The 14,785-nt window shown below is 59.9% G+C and carries 14 protein-coding genes; 6 read left to right on the forward strand and 8 right to left on the reverse strand.

Annotation, left to right across the window (positions count from 1 at the left end; genetic code table 11):
* Positions 1 to 23 precede the first annotated feature (23 nt).
* From rhaM to rhaB, 4 genes are read right to left on the reverse strand one after another with little or no spacing between them, the layout of a single operon-like run.
* Entirely contained in the window at positions 24 to 338 is a 315-nt protein-coding gene (rhaM, locus tag OXR61_RS01635; RefSeq protein ID WP_021506082.1) for an L-rhamnose mutarotase, read from the reverse strand.
* Entirely contained in the window at positions 328 to 1,170 is an 843-nt protein-coding gene (gene rhaD, locus OXR61_RS01640) for a rhamnulose-1-phosphate aldolase (protein WP_021506083.1), read from the reverse strand. The genes rhaM and rhaD overlap by 11 nt, the downstream gene beginning before the upstream one ends.
* A gap of 11 nt (positions 1,171 to 1,181) precedes the next feature.
* Positions 1,182 to 2,438, reverse strand: coding sequence for an L-rhamnose isomerase (locus OXR61_RS01645; RefSeq protein ID WP_021506084.1), 1,257 nt, complete (start codon positions 2,436 to 2,438; stop codon positions 1,182 to 1,184).
* Positions 2,422 to 3,903 carry a rhamnulokinase gene (gene rhaB / locus OXR61_RS01650; RefSeq protein WP_021506085.1) on the reverse strand — a complete coding sequence of 494 codons (1,482 nt, stop codon included), beginning with the start codon at positions 3,901 to 3,903 and terminating at the stop codon, positions 2,422 to 2,424. Before rhaB ends, OXR61_RS01645 begins: the two co-directional genes overlap by 17 nt.
* Positions 3,904 to 4,192: 289 nt before the next feature.
* Between rhaB and rhaS the strand changes: the two genes are divergently transcribed.
* On the forward strand, positions 4,193 to 5,014 hold the full coding sequence (gene rhaS, locus OXR61_RS01655) for an HTH-type transcriptional activator RhaS (protein WP_267411198.1): 822 nt from the start codon (positions 4,193 to 4,195) through the stop codon (positions 5,012 to 5,014).
* Between the two features lie 13 nt (positions 5,015 to 5,027).
* Entirely contained in the window at positions 5,028 to 5,894 is an 867-nt protein-coding gene (gene rhaR, locus OXR61_RS01660) for an HTH-type transcriptional activator RhaR (protein WP_021506087.1), read from the forward strand.
* Between the two features lie 41 nt (positions 5,895 to 5,935).
* Here rhaR and rhaT read toward each other — a convergent pair whose 3' ends face one another.
* On the reverse strand, positions 5,936 to 6,970 hold the full coding sequence (rhaT, locus tag OXR61_RS01665) for an L-rhamnose/proton symporter RhaT (protein ID WP_021506088.1): 1,035 nt from the start codon (positions 6,968 to 6,970) through the stop codon (positions 5,936 to 5,938).
* A gap of 367 nt (positions 6,971 to 7,337) precedes the next feature.
* Between rhaT and OXR61_RS01670 the strand changes: the two genes are divergently transcribed.
* From OXR61_RS01670 to aldA, 3 genes are all read left to right on the forward strand, one after another.
* On the forward strand, positions 7,338 to 7,661 hold the full coding sequence (locus OXR61_RS01670; RefSeq protein WP_021506089.1) for a hypothetical protein: 324 nt from the start codon (positions 7,338 to 7,340) through the stop codon (positions 7,659 to 7,661).
* 14 nt (positions 7,662 to 7,675) lie between these two features.
* Complete coding sequence (locus OXR61_RS01675; protein ID WP_021313714.1) at positions 7,676 to 7,774, forward strand: YoaK family small membrane protein; 99 nt, start codon at positions 7,676 to 7,678, stop codon at positions 7,772 to 7,774.
* A 158-nt stretch (positions 7,775 to 7,932) separates the two neighbouring features.
* On the forward strand, positions 7,933 to 9,369 hold the full coding sequence (aldA, locus tag OXR61_RS01680; protein WP_021506090.1) for an aldehyde dehydrogenase: 1,437 nt from the start codon (positions 7,933 to 7,935) through the stop codon (positions 9,367 to 9,369).
* 40 nt (positions 9,370 to 9,409) lie between these two features.
* Here aldA and OXR61_RS01685 read toward each other — a convergent pair whose 3' ends face one another.
* The gene (locus tag OXR61_RS01685; protein WP_021506091.1) at positions 9,410 to 10,684 is read right to left on the reverse strand and encodes an MFS transporter; all 1,275 of its coding nucleotides are present in this window, start codon (positions 10,682 to 10,684) and stop codon (positions 9,410 to 9,412) included.
* A complete protein-coding gene (locus OXR61_RS01690) occupies positions 10,681 to 12,102 on the reverse strand; it encodes a M20 family metallopeptidase (RefSeq protein ID WP_021506092.1) in 1,422 nt (473 codons plus the stop codon). Before OXR61_RS01690 ends, OXR61_RS01685 begins: the two co-directional genes overlap by 4 nt.
* A gap of 147 nt (positions 12,103 to 12,249) precedes the next feature.
* Between OXR61_RS01690 and OXR61_RS01695 the strand changes: the two genes are divergently transcribed.
* Positions 12,250 to 13,164 carry a LysR family transcriptional regulator gene (locus OXR61_RS01695; protein WP_021506093.1) on the forward strand — a complete coding sequence of 305 codons (915 nt, stop codon included), beginning with the start codon at positions 12,250 to 12,252 and terminating at the stop codon, positions 13,162 to 13,164.
* On the opposite strand, the gene OXR61_RS01700 is transcribed toward OXR61_RS01695, so the two are convergent.
* Positions 13,154 to 14,749, reverse strand: a complete 1,596-nt coding sequence (locus OXR61_RS01700) for an ABC transporter substrate-binding protein (protein ID WP_021506094.1) — start codon at positions 14,747 to 14,749, stop codon at positions 13,154 to 13,156. The genes OXR61_RS01695 and OXR61_RS01700 overlap by 11 nt on opposite strands.
* Between the last annotated feature and the right edge of the window lie 36 nt (positions 14,750 to 14,785).

A 14,785-nucleotide genomic window follows, 5' to 3' on the forward strand; every position in this document is an offset into this window, starting at 1 on the left:
GGCACCGCTGCTGACATGGCCGGCTAAGGCAGGAAAAACATCGGCTGCAGGGCTTTGCTCAGCGGGCTGTTGTCGGGATTTGATGGCATCAGGTCACGCATAGACGCCCACCAGCGCTGACACACCTCGGTTTGCGCCACGGCCTGCCAGCGCGCTTCGGATTCAACCTCGACGCTGGCAAACAGCAGGTTGCGTTCAGCATCCAGCCAGATCGCGTAGTTATGGGCGCCATGCGCTTTCAGCGTCCGTTCCAGCTCCGGCCAGATTGGCGTGTGACGGCGCTGATACTCCGCATGGCAGTGCGCATAGACCTGCATGACGAACGCTTTACGCAACATCACTGCGCTCCGCCTGCAGCGCCGCCGGCCACGGCTTCACGTTAAAGCGCTCGCCCAGCGCAATCAGCTGTTCGGTGGTGATGCTCTGACGAATGCCGCCCATCGACAGCGCCATGACCACCACCTGCGATGACTTCTCAGCGGTATCAATCAGACCAAAGGTTTCGTCGAGCGTCGGTCCGGTGCCAAAGATTCCGTGGAAAGGCCACATCACCAGGCTATGGCTGGCCATCGCTTCTGCCGTCGCCTGACCAATGCCATCGGTACCCGGTACCATCCAGGGCAAAATGCCGACGCCATCGGGGAACACCACCAGGCACTCGGTGCTGCCCTCCCACAGCAGGCGGGTAAAGCGCGCCGCATCCAGATCCACCACATAGCTGAGCGCCATAAAGTGGGTGGCGTGACAGTGCATAATCACCCGGTCCGCGCCGTGGCTCAGTGTCTTGCGTACGCTGTGCGACTGAAAGTGCGCCGCCAGCTCGGACGTTGGCAACCCTCCGTTGCTGAGCCCCCAGTGAATTTTGTACGACAGCCCTTTGTCATCCACCTGCAGCAGCACCAGACTGTCTGCCGGATCGAGCTGCACGTTGCGAAAGAACTTCCCGGAGCCGGTCACCAGAAACCAGTCGTTGGCCAGCGCGGGCGCCGGCTTGCTCAGTTCAATACAGCGCGGTGCCGGATAAAAATCGCTGGCATACGCGCTGACCTCTTCCGGCAACAGACGCAGACTGACGTTGCCGCCGTTACGTTCATCCCAGCCTTTCAGCCACATGTCACTGGTGGCTTTAACCATGTCGCGCACAAACCACGCGGAGAGAATTGTTTGCATGAATCGATTCCTTAACGTTGACGCAGCACGTGTTGTTCGTAGTGACGGACTTCGCTTAGCCAGCTGGCATCGGCTGGCACATCGTGGCGCAGGCACCACGCTTCCCATACCGCCTGCCACGGCAGCGACTTCTGCTCTTCAAGCAGCGCCAGACGGGCGGTGAAATCCCCTTCACGCTCCCGCTGACGCAGCTGTTCGCCTGGCTCCAGCAGCGCCCGCAACAGGGCTTTTTGGGTATTGCGCGTGCCGATCACCCAGGCGGCAATGCGGTTGATCGAGGCATCGAAGAAGTCGAGACCGATGTGCACCCTGTCGAACAACTTTTGTCGGGCGATCTCACTGGCAATCGCCTGGGTTTCATCATCCAGCAGCACCACGTGATCGCTGTCCCAGCGGACCGGACGGCTGACGTGCAACAGCAGGCGCGGCACAAACAGCATGGCGCTGGAGATTTTGTCGGAGATCACTTCGGTAGGATGGAAGTGGCCGGCATCCAGCGTCAGCGCGGTCTGGCGGCTGGTGGCGTAACCGAGGCAGAACTCACTGGAACCCACGGTGTAACTCTCCGCGCCAATGCCAAACAGTTTGCTTTCTACCGCATCAATGTGGTGCTGCGGATTCAGCGGTTCGCGGATGATCTCATCCAGCGCGCTGGCGAGACGCTGGCGCGGCGCGAGGCGATCGACGGTGAGATCTTTCATCCCGTCCGGCACCCAGATATTCATGACTGACGGCGTGCCCAGCTGCTCGCCAAACCAGGCAGAAATACGGCGGCTGGCGGTGCAGTGGTCGATCCAGAACTGGCGAATGCCCGGATCGGCATGCGACAGCGTAAACCCGTCTGCGCTAAGCGCATGAGAAAAACAGGTTGGGTTAAAATCCAGCCCCAGCTGCCTGCTTTTCGCCCACTCCAGCCAGTTGCTGAAGTGCTGCGGTTCAATCGCATCACGTTCCACCGGGCGGTCGCTTTCAAGGTAGATGGCATGCAGGTTGAGGCGTTTGGCGCCGGGAATCAGCGACATCGCTTTGTCGAGATCGGCACGCAGTTCAACCGCGTTGCGCGCCCGCCCCGGATAGTTGCCGGTCGCCTGAATGCCGCCGGTGAGCGCCCCCTGCGGATTCTCAAACCCACGTACATCGTCGCCCTGCCAGCAGTGCATCGACACCGGAATGGTATCCAGTTGTGCCATCACCTGTTCCACATCTACCCCAATGGCGGCGTAGCGTTGTCTGGCCAGTTCAAAGGCCTGTTCAATCAGCTTTGTCATATGCAAGTTCCTTAGCAGGTAGGCTCAGCGCCGCAAAGCGAGCCTGATGGGCCGCAAAGACGCTGTGATTCAGCGGGATAAATTTTTCTAACGGGAAATTGTGGCGAATGCAGCGGCGTAAATCGGCCACGTCGCGCAACTCACCCAGCGCGATCAGCTGGCAGCCGATGTTGCCCAGCGTCGAGGCTTCCACCGGGCCGGCAAACACCGGCAGCTGGCAGGCATCGGCGCACAGCTGGTTAAGTAGCGGATTCTGGCAGCCGCCACCGACGATATGTAACTGACGCAGCGCAGCGCCGCGCAGGTGGCTAAGCTCCTGCAGCGTCTGCGAATAGAGCAGCGCCAGGCTGTCAAAGATGGTGCGCGCCAGCGCCGCCGGGCTGTGCGGCACGGGCATCGCCTGTTCGGCGCAGGCGTTCTGGATCTCCTGCACCATACTGGCCGGATTGATGAAGCGGTGATGATTAGGGTGAATCAGGGCGCGGCAGGCCGGTTCCAGCGCGGCGTCGGCGATCAGCGCAGTGAGATCGCTGATGTGCAGTTCGCTGCACACCCGTTGCAACAGCCACAGGCCCATGATGTTTTTCAGCACCCGATAGCCTTCCGCACCGCCTTCATTGGTCAGATTAGCCTGCAGCGCCGCCTCGCTGACGCAGGGCTGCAGGCTTTCGATGCCGATCAGCGACCAGGTGCCGGAGCTGAGATAGGCAGCATCGTCCTGTTCCAGCGGCGTGGCCAGCACCGCGCTGGCGGTATCATGGGTGGCGACGGCGATCACCGGGATGCGCTGGCCGCTGGCGTTGCGCCAGTAACCGACGGTATTGCCCGGCGCACGCGGCGTGCCGAACCAGCTGGCGTCTGCGCCCGCCCAGGCCAGCAGCTCGCGATCCCATTCGCCGCTGTGGATGTTGAGCAGCTGGGTGGTGGTGGCGTTGGTGTATTCCCAGTTGAGTTCACCGGTCAGGCGATAGTGCAGATAATCCGGAATCATCAGCGCGTGCTTCACCTGCGCCTGCCAGTCCGGTTGCTGCAGATGCAGCGCGCGCAGCTGATACAGCGTGTTGAACGGCAGAAACTGAATGCCGGTGCGCTGATAGAGCGCCGGTTTCCCGAGTTCACGCATCGCCTGGGCCATCAGGCCGTCGGTGCGTTTATCACGGTAGCTGACCGCTTCACCCACCCGCTCGCCGTGCGCGTCCAGCAGCACCAGATCCACGCCCCAGGTATCAATGCCGAGGCTGTCCGGCACAATGCCCTCCTCATCCAGCTGCTGCAGTCCGGCGCGAATCTCCTGTTCCAGCCGGTCCAGGTCCCAGCAGTCATAATCGCCGCGCTGCACGCGCGGGTTGGCGAAACGCCGCACTTCGCGCAGGCTGAGCTGCTGACGGTCAGCCTGCCAGCTGGCCAGCATGACGCGGCCACTGGATGCGCCTAAATCGATGGCAACAATATTACGCAGACTCATGGCGAGTACTCCCTGTGAAGACATGGCGACAGAGTAAAAATCCTGCGCCGCAGACACCTTCCCGCGAGTGCCAGCGGGTCATCACCGCTGGCAGGTTTGCAAAGGTGTTCGTGAGTGAGCTCACAGAACCGCATAACGGCAGAGTTGTGAGCCTTGCCGCAATTCCATCAATCACTTAGGCGATCTTGAATAATTGGCGATTTTCCTGCGCTGCCCGGTGCAAAATTCAAGGTAAGGTGGCAGGCGGCTGCGTAGACTCGGTTACGGTTTTGTTAACTGAGGGCGCATGATGACGGTATTACACAGTGCTGATTTCTTTCCGGCCGGCGATTACACGATAGCCATTGAACCGCGTGTACCGCAGTCGGCGTTTCCGGAGCATCACCATGATTTTCATGAAATTGTGCTGGTGGAACAGGGCTCGGGCATCCACGTATTCAATGGTCAGCCGCAGGCGCTCAGCGCCGGCTGCGTCTGTTTTGTGCGCGATCACGATCGCCATCTGTACGAGCAAACCGACAATCTGTGCCTGACGAATGTGTTGTATCGCAGTCCGGCGGCGTTCCGCTTTCTGTCCGGTCTGCAGGCGCTGCTGCCGCGCGAACAGGACGGCCAGTATGTTTCACACTGGCGGATCAACCATAAAGTGATGGCGCAGGCGCTGCAGCTGGTGACGCAGATGAAGCAGCCGGACAGCTGGTCGCTGGAACGTCAGGCGCAGCAGGAACAGCACTTTTTGCAGCTGCTGGTGCTGCTGCGCGAGGCGGCGCACAACGATCAGGCGCAGGACCAGGATGCCCGCCTGCACCGCTTGCTGGACTGGCTGAATGCGCACTACAGTGAGGAGATTGCGTGGGAAGCGCTGGCCGATCGCTTCTGTTTGTCGCTGCGTACCCTGCATCGCCAGATGAAGCAGCAGACCGGCAGCACGCCGCAGCGCTATCTCAATCGGCTGCGTTTATCGCAGGCGCGGCACCTGTTGCGCCACAGCGAGATGCGCATCACGGACATCGCCTATCAGTGTGGGTTTGGTGACAGTAATCACTTCTCCACCCTGTTCCGGCGGGAATTTGGCTGCGCGCCGCGCATGGCGCGCCAGCAGATGGGGTAACCGGAGGGCTGACATGCCGCTGTTACTGACGCGCGAGGATTACTTCCCGGCCAGCAATTTGCCTATTGCCGTGGCAGAACGCATGCCGCAGCCCTCTTTCCCACCGCACCGGCATGAGTTCAGCGAGATCGTGATTGTCTGGCGCGGTAATGGCCTGCATATCCTCAACGATCGGCCGTGGCTGATCACCTGTGGCGATGTGTTTTACATTCGCGACAGTGATTGCCACAGCTTTGATAGCGTCAACGATCTGGCGCTCGACAATATTCTCTACTGCCGCGATCGCTTCAGCCTGGCGCTCGACTGGCAGCAGCTGCTGCCGCCACAGGATGAAGAGACACCCGCCAGCTGGCGTCTGACCACGCGCGGCATGGCGCTGGCGCGCGGCGTCATCAGCCAGCTGGAGCGCGAAAGTCGCAAAAGTGATTCGCTATCGATTCAGCTGTCGGAAGCGCTGTTTTTGCAGCTGGCACTGATATTGCGCCGTCACGGCTACGCCGCCGATCGCCCGTGGGTGCTGCCGGAGGGCGAACAGCTCGATCTGCTGATGTCGGCGCTGCTCGGCGATATCAGCCGCCCCTTCGATCTGCCCCATTTCTGCCAGCAAAATCAGCTCAGCGAACGGTCGCTGAAACAGCTGTTCCGTCAGCAAACCGGCATGACCATCGGCCACTACCTGCGTCAGCTGCAGCTGTGTCAGGCAAAATATCTGTTGCGCACGCAGGCATGTCTGATTAGCGAAGTGGCGGCACGCTGCGGGTTTGATGACAGCAACTACTTTTCCGTGGTGTTTACGCGCGAAACCGGGTTAACACCCAGCGCGTGGCGTCAGCTTTTTTTGTCGCCGCGCGAACCGATGGCAGACAAAGAAAAAGCCTGACGCGCGCAGAGACGCGTCAGGCGGTGTGATGTTAAGCGCGGTCAGGCGGCCATACCGAGACCGACAATGTTTGCCGCGATAATGATCACCACGCAGCCAATCGATAACACGCTCACCGGTCGACGCCCCACCGATTTCCACTCCTTCAGCACCAGTCCTACCAGGCCGCCGCACAGCACGTACAGGCTCATGTGCAGCATCCAGCTTACGAAGTCGTACTGCGGAGGAATTTTTGCGTGGCCCCAGGCATAAAAGAAGAACTGCAGATACCACATGGTTCCCCCCAGCACGGCGAAGGCGATGTTGGCGATCAGCAGCGGTTTTGCCACGGAAAAGTCGCGGCGCAGCGAAAGCTCCGGCTTCACCGCCAGGCGGATAAAGCAGTACGCGAGGTTGATCAGCGCGCCACCGCCCATGATCACCACGTAACTCGGCAATGCCACATACAGCGGATTGATGCCCAGACTGGCAGCGGCTTCATGCATCGGCTTCGCCGCATCCATGGCAAATGACATGCCGGCAGAGAAGATGCCGCACAGCACCGCCAGCACCAGGCCTTTCTTCAGGTTGAAATCTTCGGCGTTGATCCCCAGCGCCCGCTCCTTTAGCAGCCCGGCACGCGACACAATCGCCACACCCAGCAGCGCAACCAGCACGCCCAGCAGTGTCATGCGGCCGCCGGCGGAGCTGAACAGTTCAACGAATCGGCCCTGCAACAGCGGCGTCATCAGCGTCCCCACTACCAGCGTAATGCCAATGGCGATGCCAATCCCCATCGACATCCCCAGATAGCGCATAGTCAGACCATAGTTGATGTTGCCGATGCCCCACATGGCACCAAACAGAAACACCGGCAGCAGCTGCGATAAACTGAAACTGCTGTAGTACGCCCAGAAGTTCGGTAACAGCGCGGCACTGACTGCCCAGGGCAGAATCAGCCACGACATCACGCCACCGACCGACCACATGGTTTCCCATGACCACTTTTTAACCTGTTTAAACGGAGCATAAAAACAGGCGGCGCTGGCGGCACCCACCAGATGCCAGAAGATACCTGCAAGAATGGCACTGTTCATTGTTATTCCTTCGTAAGGTTGAGGCCAGACGGAAACACCTGCGGTTTCCGATTAGTGGCAGTCTATGGCGCACTGTGTGGACTCAGCCTTTGGATGGTTGCCGTAAAGCCAGGCTGACTGGCAAAATCGGGGGGGTATGCAACATAAGGATCACAAATTCGCATTTGCCGCTGTTATGCCGGATAAGTTCTTTAAGTTGCTTATTATTCGGCATATTTTTGATTTATGTTGTGTTGATCGGCACAGTTTTTCCTCTGTTGCCAGCGCGCCGCTTAACATGGCACTCACACAAAGCTGCGCGAATCACTTCCCCCGACGGGGTTAAATCCGTATAACGTGGGAAAAATCATCGGAACCAGGGATTGAGATGAAGAGCAAACGGTTAACGCTGGTGCTGTCGCAGGCGGTGAGCCGCGTGATGCTGGATGACATCCGCGCCATTGTGCCGCCCGAGGCGCTGGATGTGTTCATTAATGGCTTAGATACTACTCACTACGCCACGCTGGACTGCGTGCAGAGTGAAGAGAACTGCGCGCTGCTGGCGTCAGCCATTGTGGTGTGGCGTCAGCTCGGCCATGTGCATCAGATTCAGTATCAGAAAGGCGAACATCTGCGTCAGGTCGATGACGCGACACAATTTCAGCTATTCAGTATGATGAAAACCCACCGCGCGCTAATCCAGCTCGCTTAACGCTCAGGATGCATATGAAAATCGGTCTGCTGTTCCCCATCGCCATTATCGTTGCCGGTGTCAGTTTTCTGGTCTGGTTTATTGCCAGCGGCGCTATGATGCCAGGTTCCTGAAAGGTCCACTGACGCAGAATGCTGCGTCAGTCGCGTGATTCTTGCCGCTATTGCCAGCGCCCTGCCAGTGCTGGCAGTGATAAAAAGGTCGCCAGCGTTCATCTGCTTCACTCTTCCTTCACATCAGTTTAACAAAACCGAGCGTGGAGCCCCTGCACATGACCCTTCATCATCAACACTACATTAATGGCGCGTTTGTCGAGGCGCATAACGATAGCTGGATAGAAGTGATTAACCCGGCGACGGAGACCCTGCTGTCACGCGTGCCCCAGGGCAGCAAACAGCAGGCGGCGGCAGCAATTGCCGCCGCAGAAGCCGCTCAGCCCGGCTGGGAAGCGTTACCGGCGGTGGCGCGCGGCGACTGGCTGCACCGCATCGCCACGGCAATTCGCCAGCGCGAGCCTGAGCTGAGCACCACCCTCGTCGCGGAGGGCGGCAAAACCCAGGCGCTGGCGCAAACCGAAGTGCTGTTTACCGCTGACTACTTCGACTACATGGCGGAATGGGCGCGACGCTACGAAGGGGAAATCGTCAACAGCGATCGCCCAAACGAAAACATCTTTGTGTTTAAGAAAGCGATTGGCGTGACCACCGGCATTCTGCCGTGGAATTTTCCCTTCTTCCTGATTGCGCGCAAAGCGGCACCGGCGCTGATCACCGGCAACACTATCGTGCTGAAGCCGAGTGAGATCACCCCGAACAACGCCGCCCTGTTCGCCGCCATTATCGACGACATCGGCCTGCCGCCCGGGGTAATTAACATCGTTTACGGCTATGGCCCGGAGGTGGGACAGGAACTGGCCGCCAATTCTAAAGTCGGGTTAGTGAGCCTGACCGGCAGCGTCAACGCCGGCATCGCCACCATGGCCGCCGCGGCGCCGAATGTGACCAAAGTGTCGCTGGAGTTGGGCGGTAAAGCGCCGGCAATTGTCATGGACGACGCCGACCTCGATCTGGCCGTCAGGGCTATCGTCAGTTCGCGCATTATCAACAGCGGTCAGGTGTGTAACTGCGCCGAGCGCGTGTATGTGCAAGACGGCATTTACGATCGCTTTATCAGCGCCCTGACCGGGGCGATGCAGCAGGTGAAATTTGGCGATCCGGCGCAGCAGGCCGATGTGGATATGGGGCCGCTGATTAGCGCAGCCGCGTGCGACCGCGTCGGGCAAAAGGTCGCCAGCGCCGTCGCGCAGGGCGGCAAGGTGGTGCTGGGTGGCAAACGCGCCGGTGAACGCGGCTTTTATTTTGAACCGACCATCATCACCGGGGTACGTCAGGAGATGGCGATCATGCGTGAGGAGATTTTTGGCCCGGTGCTGCCGGTGATGCGCTTTAACACGCTGGATGAAGCCATCGCGCTGGCTAACGACTGCGACTATGGCCTGACCTCATCGCTGTATACCCGCGATCTGAACACCGCGATGATCGCGCTGCGCCGGCTGAAATTCGGTGAAACCTACATTAACCGCGAAAATTTTGAAGCGATGCAGGGGTTCCATGCCGGCTGGCGCAAATCCGGCATCGGCGGTGCCGATGGCCGCCACGGGCTGGAGGAGTATCTGCAAACGCACGTCGCCTATCTGCAGTTTGCCTGATGCGTAAACACCGGTGCGCAGTGCGCGCACCGGTTGCCACTTAGCGTATCCGTTTCTGACTGCGCAGCAGCGCTATCCCGCTAAAGAGCGACATCGCCATCAGGTAGTAGCCCGGCGCCAGACTGGTGCCGGTGGCACTGATCAGCAGCGTGCAAATCAGCGGTGCAAAACCGCCAAATACCGTAACCGCAATGTTATAGCTGATGGCCATGCCGCTGGCGCGCGTACCAATCGGGAACAGATCCGCCATCACCGAGGGTACGGTAGAAAAATAGATCGATTTCAGCAGCGCCATCCAGCATACCAGCACAATCAGCGTGGCCGGCGTGGTGTGATTGACCACCAGCCGAAAGGCCGGATAGATGGTGACCATCAGCAGTATGAGCGATCCCCACATTAGCGGCAGGCGGCCAATGCGCTCCGCCCACCATCCCATCAGCGGCGTCACCACCGTCAGAATCACTCCGGCCAGCAACGTGGCGGTAAAGGCCACCGAGCCCGGCAGATGCAGGTTTTTAGTTGCGTAGGTCGGCACGTAGTTGAGCATGTAGTTGACCGCCGTTGAGATCACCATCAGGCCAATCGCCAGCAGCATCAGCGCTTTTTGCCGGCCAAACAGCCGTTTCAGCGGGGCCGCTTCCGGTGTCTGCGCAGCAAAGCTGGCGGGCTCGTGCACGTGACGGCGGATATACAGCCCGAGCGGGCCAATCAGCAGGCCGAAGGCAAACGGAATACGCCAGCCCCACGCCTGAATCTGGCCTTCGCTCAGGATCTGCGTCAGACCGAGACCAAACGCCGAGGCCATCAGCGTGCTGGCGCCCTGGGTGGCGAATTGCCAGCTGGCGATAAAGGCTTTGCGCTCGGGAAAATGCTCGACCAGAAACGCCGTAGAGCTGCCAAATTCGCCACCGGCAGAGAAGCCCTGCACCAGGCGCGCCAGCAGGATCAGCAGCGGTGCGAGCAGGCCGATGCTGTCGTAGCCCGGCATAAACGTGATGATGGCTCCGCCAAGCATCATCAGGTTGATGGAGAGCAGCAGCGCTTTTTTACGCCCGTGGCGATCGGCATAGTTGCCCAGCACCACCGCACCCAGCGGGCGAATCAGGAACGAGACGCCGAAGCTGCCAAAGGTCAGCAGCAGCGAGACCGACGCATCGCTGGTGGGAAAGAAGGCGTGGGCGATATAGCTGGCGAAAAAGCCATACACCGCAATGTCGAACCACTCCAGCGCATTACCAATGCAGGTTGCAAACAGCGTTTTGTGCAGGTTTGGCTTCACGCCGCTCAGCGGCGCGCTATGGCTGAGGCTGCTCATGCGCCACCTCCGGCATAGGCGCGGTGTTGCGCCAGCCATTGCGTGCCCTGCTCGCCCAGCTCCCACAGCAGCTGCGTCATGATCTGCAGCCCTTCGCGGGCAATCGATTTCAGCATGTGCTCATTCACGCCATGCTGACCGCAGGCGGGATACGAATGTGGCACCCACAGCGTTGGCAGGCCCAGAATCTCCGCAAACACCTCATTTGGCAGCGATCCACCAAGGTTGGGCAGCAGCGCCGGTTTTTTGCCGCTGGTTGCCGCCATGCTGTTCAGCACCCAGTGCACCAGCGGATCGTCAGGATCCAGACGCGTGGCGGGTGAACCACGCAAAAATTCAACCTCAACATCATGGAAGCCGTGCTGCGCCAGATGCGCGCTGACGTGCTGCGCCAGCAGCTGCCAGTCGGTACCGACCACAAAACGCAGCTGGCACACCGCTGTCGCGCTGCCGGGAATGGCATTCATCGGGCGCGCCGGGTTACCGGTGAGAAACGACAGCACTTCCAGCGTGTTCCAGCCGTACAGGCGTTCGGCAGGCGTCAGGCCTGGCTCGCCCCAGTTGGTGTCAATCGCGGGATCGCCTGGCATGCCACCCACCTCGATATCGCTGAGAATGGCGCGCACCTGCGGGGTCAGCGAATCGGGCCGCAGCGCCTCAACCTGCAGCACGCCCTGTGCGTCCACCAGCGTGGCGATGGCGCTGGCCAGCCGGGTGCCGGGATTGCTCAGCAGTCCGCCCCAGTTGCCGGAGTGATAAGCATTGTCACGCGCGTTGATGGTCAGACGGAAATTTACCGCACCGCGCGAACCGAGGAACAGCGTCGGCCGCACGGCGTTGAGCCGCGGACCGTCTGAGGCAATGAACAGGTCAGCCTGCAACAGTTCCGCCTGCTGCTGACACAGCTGCGCCAGCCCCGGCGAGCTGATCTCTTCGCCCATCTCAAACAGCCATTTGCAGTTAAAGCCGAGACGGCCGCCGCGCGCCTGGTAAACCTGCTCCAGCGCCGCAAGATTGACGCAGTGTTGACCTTTGTTGTCGGCGCTGCCACGCCCGTACCAGCGATCACCCTCTTCGGTCAGCTGCCACGGCGACAGCCCGCTGCGCCAGTTTTCGTCATCGCCGAATACCACATCACCGTGCCCGTAGCTCAGCAAGGTCGGTAAGGCGGGATCTTCCATGCGCACCGCCACGAGGAATGGCCGGCCGGCGGCGTGTGGGTTATCGATGAGCTGTAGCGTGAAGCCCAGCGCCTGCAGTTGCGGCGCAATCTCCTGCTGCAAATAGTCCTGTAGCGCCGCATCGCGATCGTCGCGCTGGCTCTCGGTGCGCCACGCCACGCGGCGCGCCAGGATACGTTGAAATTCCCCGCTGTCGAAATATGCGGTGGCCTGCTGAACCGCCTGTTGTGCTGTCATGTTTGCCCTGCCTGTTATAGGTCTGCTGTTTTTTCATCTTTGCGGAAAGGCAGCTTTGCCACAATTATCAATTTATCGAGTAAGATTTGCCTTTAAAGCAAAGCTGCGTTGCCCGATTTCGAGGCAGGCACAGACGGAGGCCATGGCATGTTAAGCACGGAAATGCGTTATTTTCTCGCGGTAGCCGATTGCGGTTCGCTCAGCGCGGCCAGCGCCCAGCTGTTTGTGGCGGTCTCTGCCATTAGCCGCCAGATTCAGCGGCTGGAGCAGCAGCTGGGCGTGACGCTGTTTGCCCGTCATGCGCGCGGCATGGTGCTGACCGAGGCCGGCGAGATTTTTGCCCATCACGTGCGCAAAAATCTGCTGGATATGGAGTATGCGCTGGCGGAGATCAAAGGCCTGAAGGCGGTGCGGCGCACGCTGATTCGTGTCGCCTGTACCGACGGGCTGGCGTTTACCCTGCTGCCCCGGCTGATTGCCGCCTTTCGCCGCGATCATCCCGGCGTGCTGTTTGACGTCCGGGTGGCTAGCGCGCAGGGCGTGGCTGAACTGCTGCGCAGCGGCGAGTGCGACGTGGCATTGCAGTTTAGCCTGCACGCGGAACGTGCGGTTGAGGTGGTGGGCTCATGGCCGGCGCCGGTGTTGCTGGTGATGCATGACAGCCATCCGCTGGCGGGCGTGCCGCAGGTGGCGCTGGCCGATCTTAGCCACTATCCGCTGGCGCTACCGCAGCAAAACACCACGGTACGCCAGCTGTTTGAGCTGGCCAGCCACATGAGTGGCCACCTGATTGAACCGGTGCTGACCTGCGACAACTTCTCCACCCTGTTTCATTTTCTACTGCGCACGCCGCTGGCGGTGACCATTTGCAGCAGTTTTACCCTGGCGGAAGAGGCCCAGCAGCAGGGTCTGGTGATGCGCGCGGTCAATATCGATCAGCTGAGCCAGCGTACGCTGCAGCTGCAGACGCAGTCAGGGCGACCCCGTAGCGCCGCCCTGACTCTGTTTCTGACCTTTCTGCAACAGCAGCTCAGCGCGCTGTCCGCTGCGATTAAGGCGTGATATCCACCGGATAGAAGATGTGCTTGCCGAACGGATCCACCTGGTAGCCGCTGACCGATTTACGCACCGGCTCGAAAATCGTTGAGTGCGCAATCATTACCGCCGGCATCTGGTCATGCATCATCTCCTGCGCCTCACGGTATAACGCCACGCGCTTGTCGTGATTTTGCTCGGCGCGCGCCTCGGTGATGATTTTCTCAAACGGCGCATAGCACCATTTGGACGAGTTGGAGCCGCCGTTCGCCGAGGTGCAGCTGTACAATGGCCCGAAGAAGTTATCCGGATCGCCGGTGGCGGTGGTCCAGCCCATCAGCGCCGCCTGATGCTCGCCGCCCTTAACGCGCTTGAGGTATTCGCCCCACTCATAGCTGACGATGTTGGCTTTGATGCCCACTTTTGCCCAGTCGGCCTGAATCATCTCAGCCATGCGGCGGGCGTTGGGATTATACGGCCGCTGGACCGGCATCGCCCACAGCGAAATTTCGGTGCCCGGCTGAATGCCGGCCTGCTGCAGCAGCGCTTTGGCCTGTTGCGGATCGTAGGCGTAATCCTGCAGATCTTTATCAGCACTCCACACATCCGGCGGCAGAATATTCTTCGCCACCGTGCCGGTACCTTTGAAGATGGCATCAATGATCGCCTGCTTATTGATGGCCATCGCCAGCGCCTGGCGCACTTTCACGTTGTCCAGCGGGGCTTTGGTGGTGTTGAACGACAGGAAACCGGTGTTGAGGCCAGATTTCTGTTCCAGCGTGATGTTCGGGTTGTGGCGCATGTTGTCGAGATCGGCCGGATTAGGGAACGGCATCACCTGGCACTCGTTTTTCTCCAGTTTGGCATAGCGCACCGAGGCGTCCGGGGTGATGGAAAACACCAGACGATCGATCTTTGCTTTGCCCTGCCAGTACTGCGGGAAGGCTTTGTAGAGAATGCGGGAATCTTTTTGATACTGCACCAGCTCAAACGGTCCGGTGCCAATCGGCTGCATGTCCACTTTTTCCGGCGTACCGGCTTTCAGCATCTGGTCGGCATATTCCGCCGAGTGAATCGAGGCGAAATACCACGCCAGATCGGCGAGAAACGGCGCTTCGGCATGGGCCAGCGTAATCCGCACTGTCAGATCATCCACCTTATCGATACGGGTGATCAGTTTTGCCAGCTCGAGGCTTTCAAAGTTGGCATAGTTACCGCCCGAAACGGTGTGATACGGGTTTTTCGTATCCAGCTGGCGCATAAACGAGAAGATCACGTCGTCGGCGTTGAGATCGCGCGACGGCGTAAAAAGTTTATTGCTCTGGAACTTAACCCCTTTGCGCAGATGGAAGGTATAGACCTTGCCGTCCGGGCTGATCTCCCAGCGCTCCGCCAGGCTGGGCACCAGCTCGGTGGTGCCCGGTTTGAAATCCACCAGGCGGTTAAAAATCGGCACGGCGCTGGCGTCCACGCTGGTACCGGAGGTATAGAGCTGCGGGTTGAAGTTCTCCGGCGAGCCTTCAGAACAGTAAACCAGCGTCTTCGCCGAGACGCCGCCTGCAACCGCTAACCCCAGTGCGCTAAGCGCCAGTTTTCCTATCATCTTTTTCATCGTCTTCTCGCTTTTTATTGACTTCCATGAGCCAGC

Source organism: Pantoea sp. GM_Pan_4 (assembly GCF_026541005.1).
GTDB classification, from domain to species: domain Bacteria; phylum Pseudomonadota; class Gammaproteobacteria; order Enterobacterales; family Enterobacteriaceae; genus Pantoea; species Pantoea dispersa.

What these genes read in the sequence shown, in the direction of transcription:
- rhaM (WP_021506082.1), bottom strand. Translation starts at nt 338, where the DNA reads ATGTTGCGTAAAGCGTTCGTCATGCAGGTCTATGCGCACTGCCATGCG.
- rhaD (WP_021506083.1), bottom strand. Translation starts at nt 1,170, where the DNA reads ATGCAAACAATTCTCTCCGCGTGGTTTGTGCGCGACATGGTTAAAGCC.
- OXR61_RS01645 (WP_021506084.1), bottom strand. Translation starts at nt 2,438, where the DNA reads ATGACAAAGCTGATTGAACAGGCCTTTGAACTGGCCAGACAACGCTAC.
- rhaB (WP_021506085.1), bottom strand. Translation starts at nt 3,903, where the DNA reads ATGAGTCTGCGTAATATTGTTGCCATCGATTTAGGCGCATCCAGTGGC.
- rhaS (WP_267411198.1), top strand. Translation starts at nt 4,193, where the DNA reads ATGACGGTATTACACAGTGCTGATTTCTTTCCGGCCGGCGATTACACG.
- rhaR (WP_021506087.1), top strand. Translation starts at nt 5,028, where the DNA reads ATGCCGCTGTTACTGACGCGCGAGGATTACTTCCCGGCCAGCAATTTG.
- rhaT (WP_021506088.1), bottom strand. Translation starts at nt 6,970, where the DNA reads ATGAACAGTGCCATTCTTGCAGGTATCTTCTGGCATCTGGTGGGTGCC.
- OXR61_RS01670 (WP_021506089.1), top strand. Translation starts at nt 7,338, where the DNA reads ATGAAGAGCAAACGGTTAACGCTGGTGCTGTCGCAGGCGGTGAGCCGC.
- OXR61_RS01675 (WP_021313714.1), top strand. Translation starts at nt 7,676, where the DNA reads ATGAAAATCGGTCTGCTGTTCCCCATCGCCATTATCGTTGCCGGTGTC.
- aldA (WP_021506090.1), top strand. Translation starts at nt 7,933, where the DNA reads ATGACCCTTCATCATCAACACTACATTAATGGCGCGTTTGTCGAGGCG.
- OXR61_RS01685 (WP_021506091.1), bottom strand. Translation starts at nt 10,684, where the DNA reads ATGAGCAGCCTCAGCCATAGCGCGCCGCTGAGCGGCGTGAAGCCAAAC.
- OXR61_RS01690 (WP_021506092.1), bottom strand. Translation starts at nt 12,102, where the DNA reads ATGACAGCACAACAGGCGGTTCAGCAGGCCACCGCATATTTCGACAGC.
- OXR61_RS01695 (WP_021506093.1), top strand. Translation starts at nt 12,250, where the DNA reads ATGTTAAGCACGGAAATGCGTTATTTTCTCGCGGTAGCCGATTGCGGT.
- OXR61_RS01700 (WP_021506094.1), bottom strand. Translation starts at nt 14,749, where the DNA reads ATGAAAAAGATGATAGGAAAACTGGCGCTTAGCGCACTGGGGTTAGCG.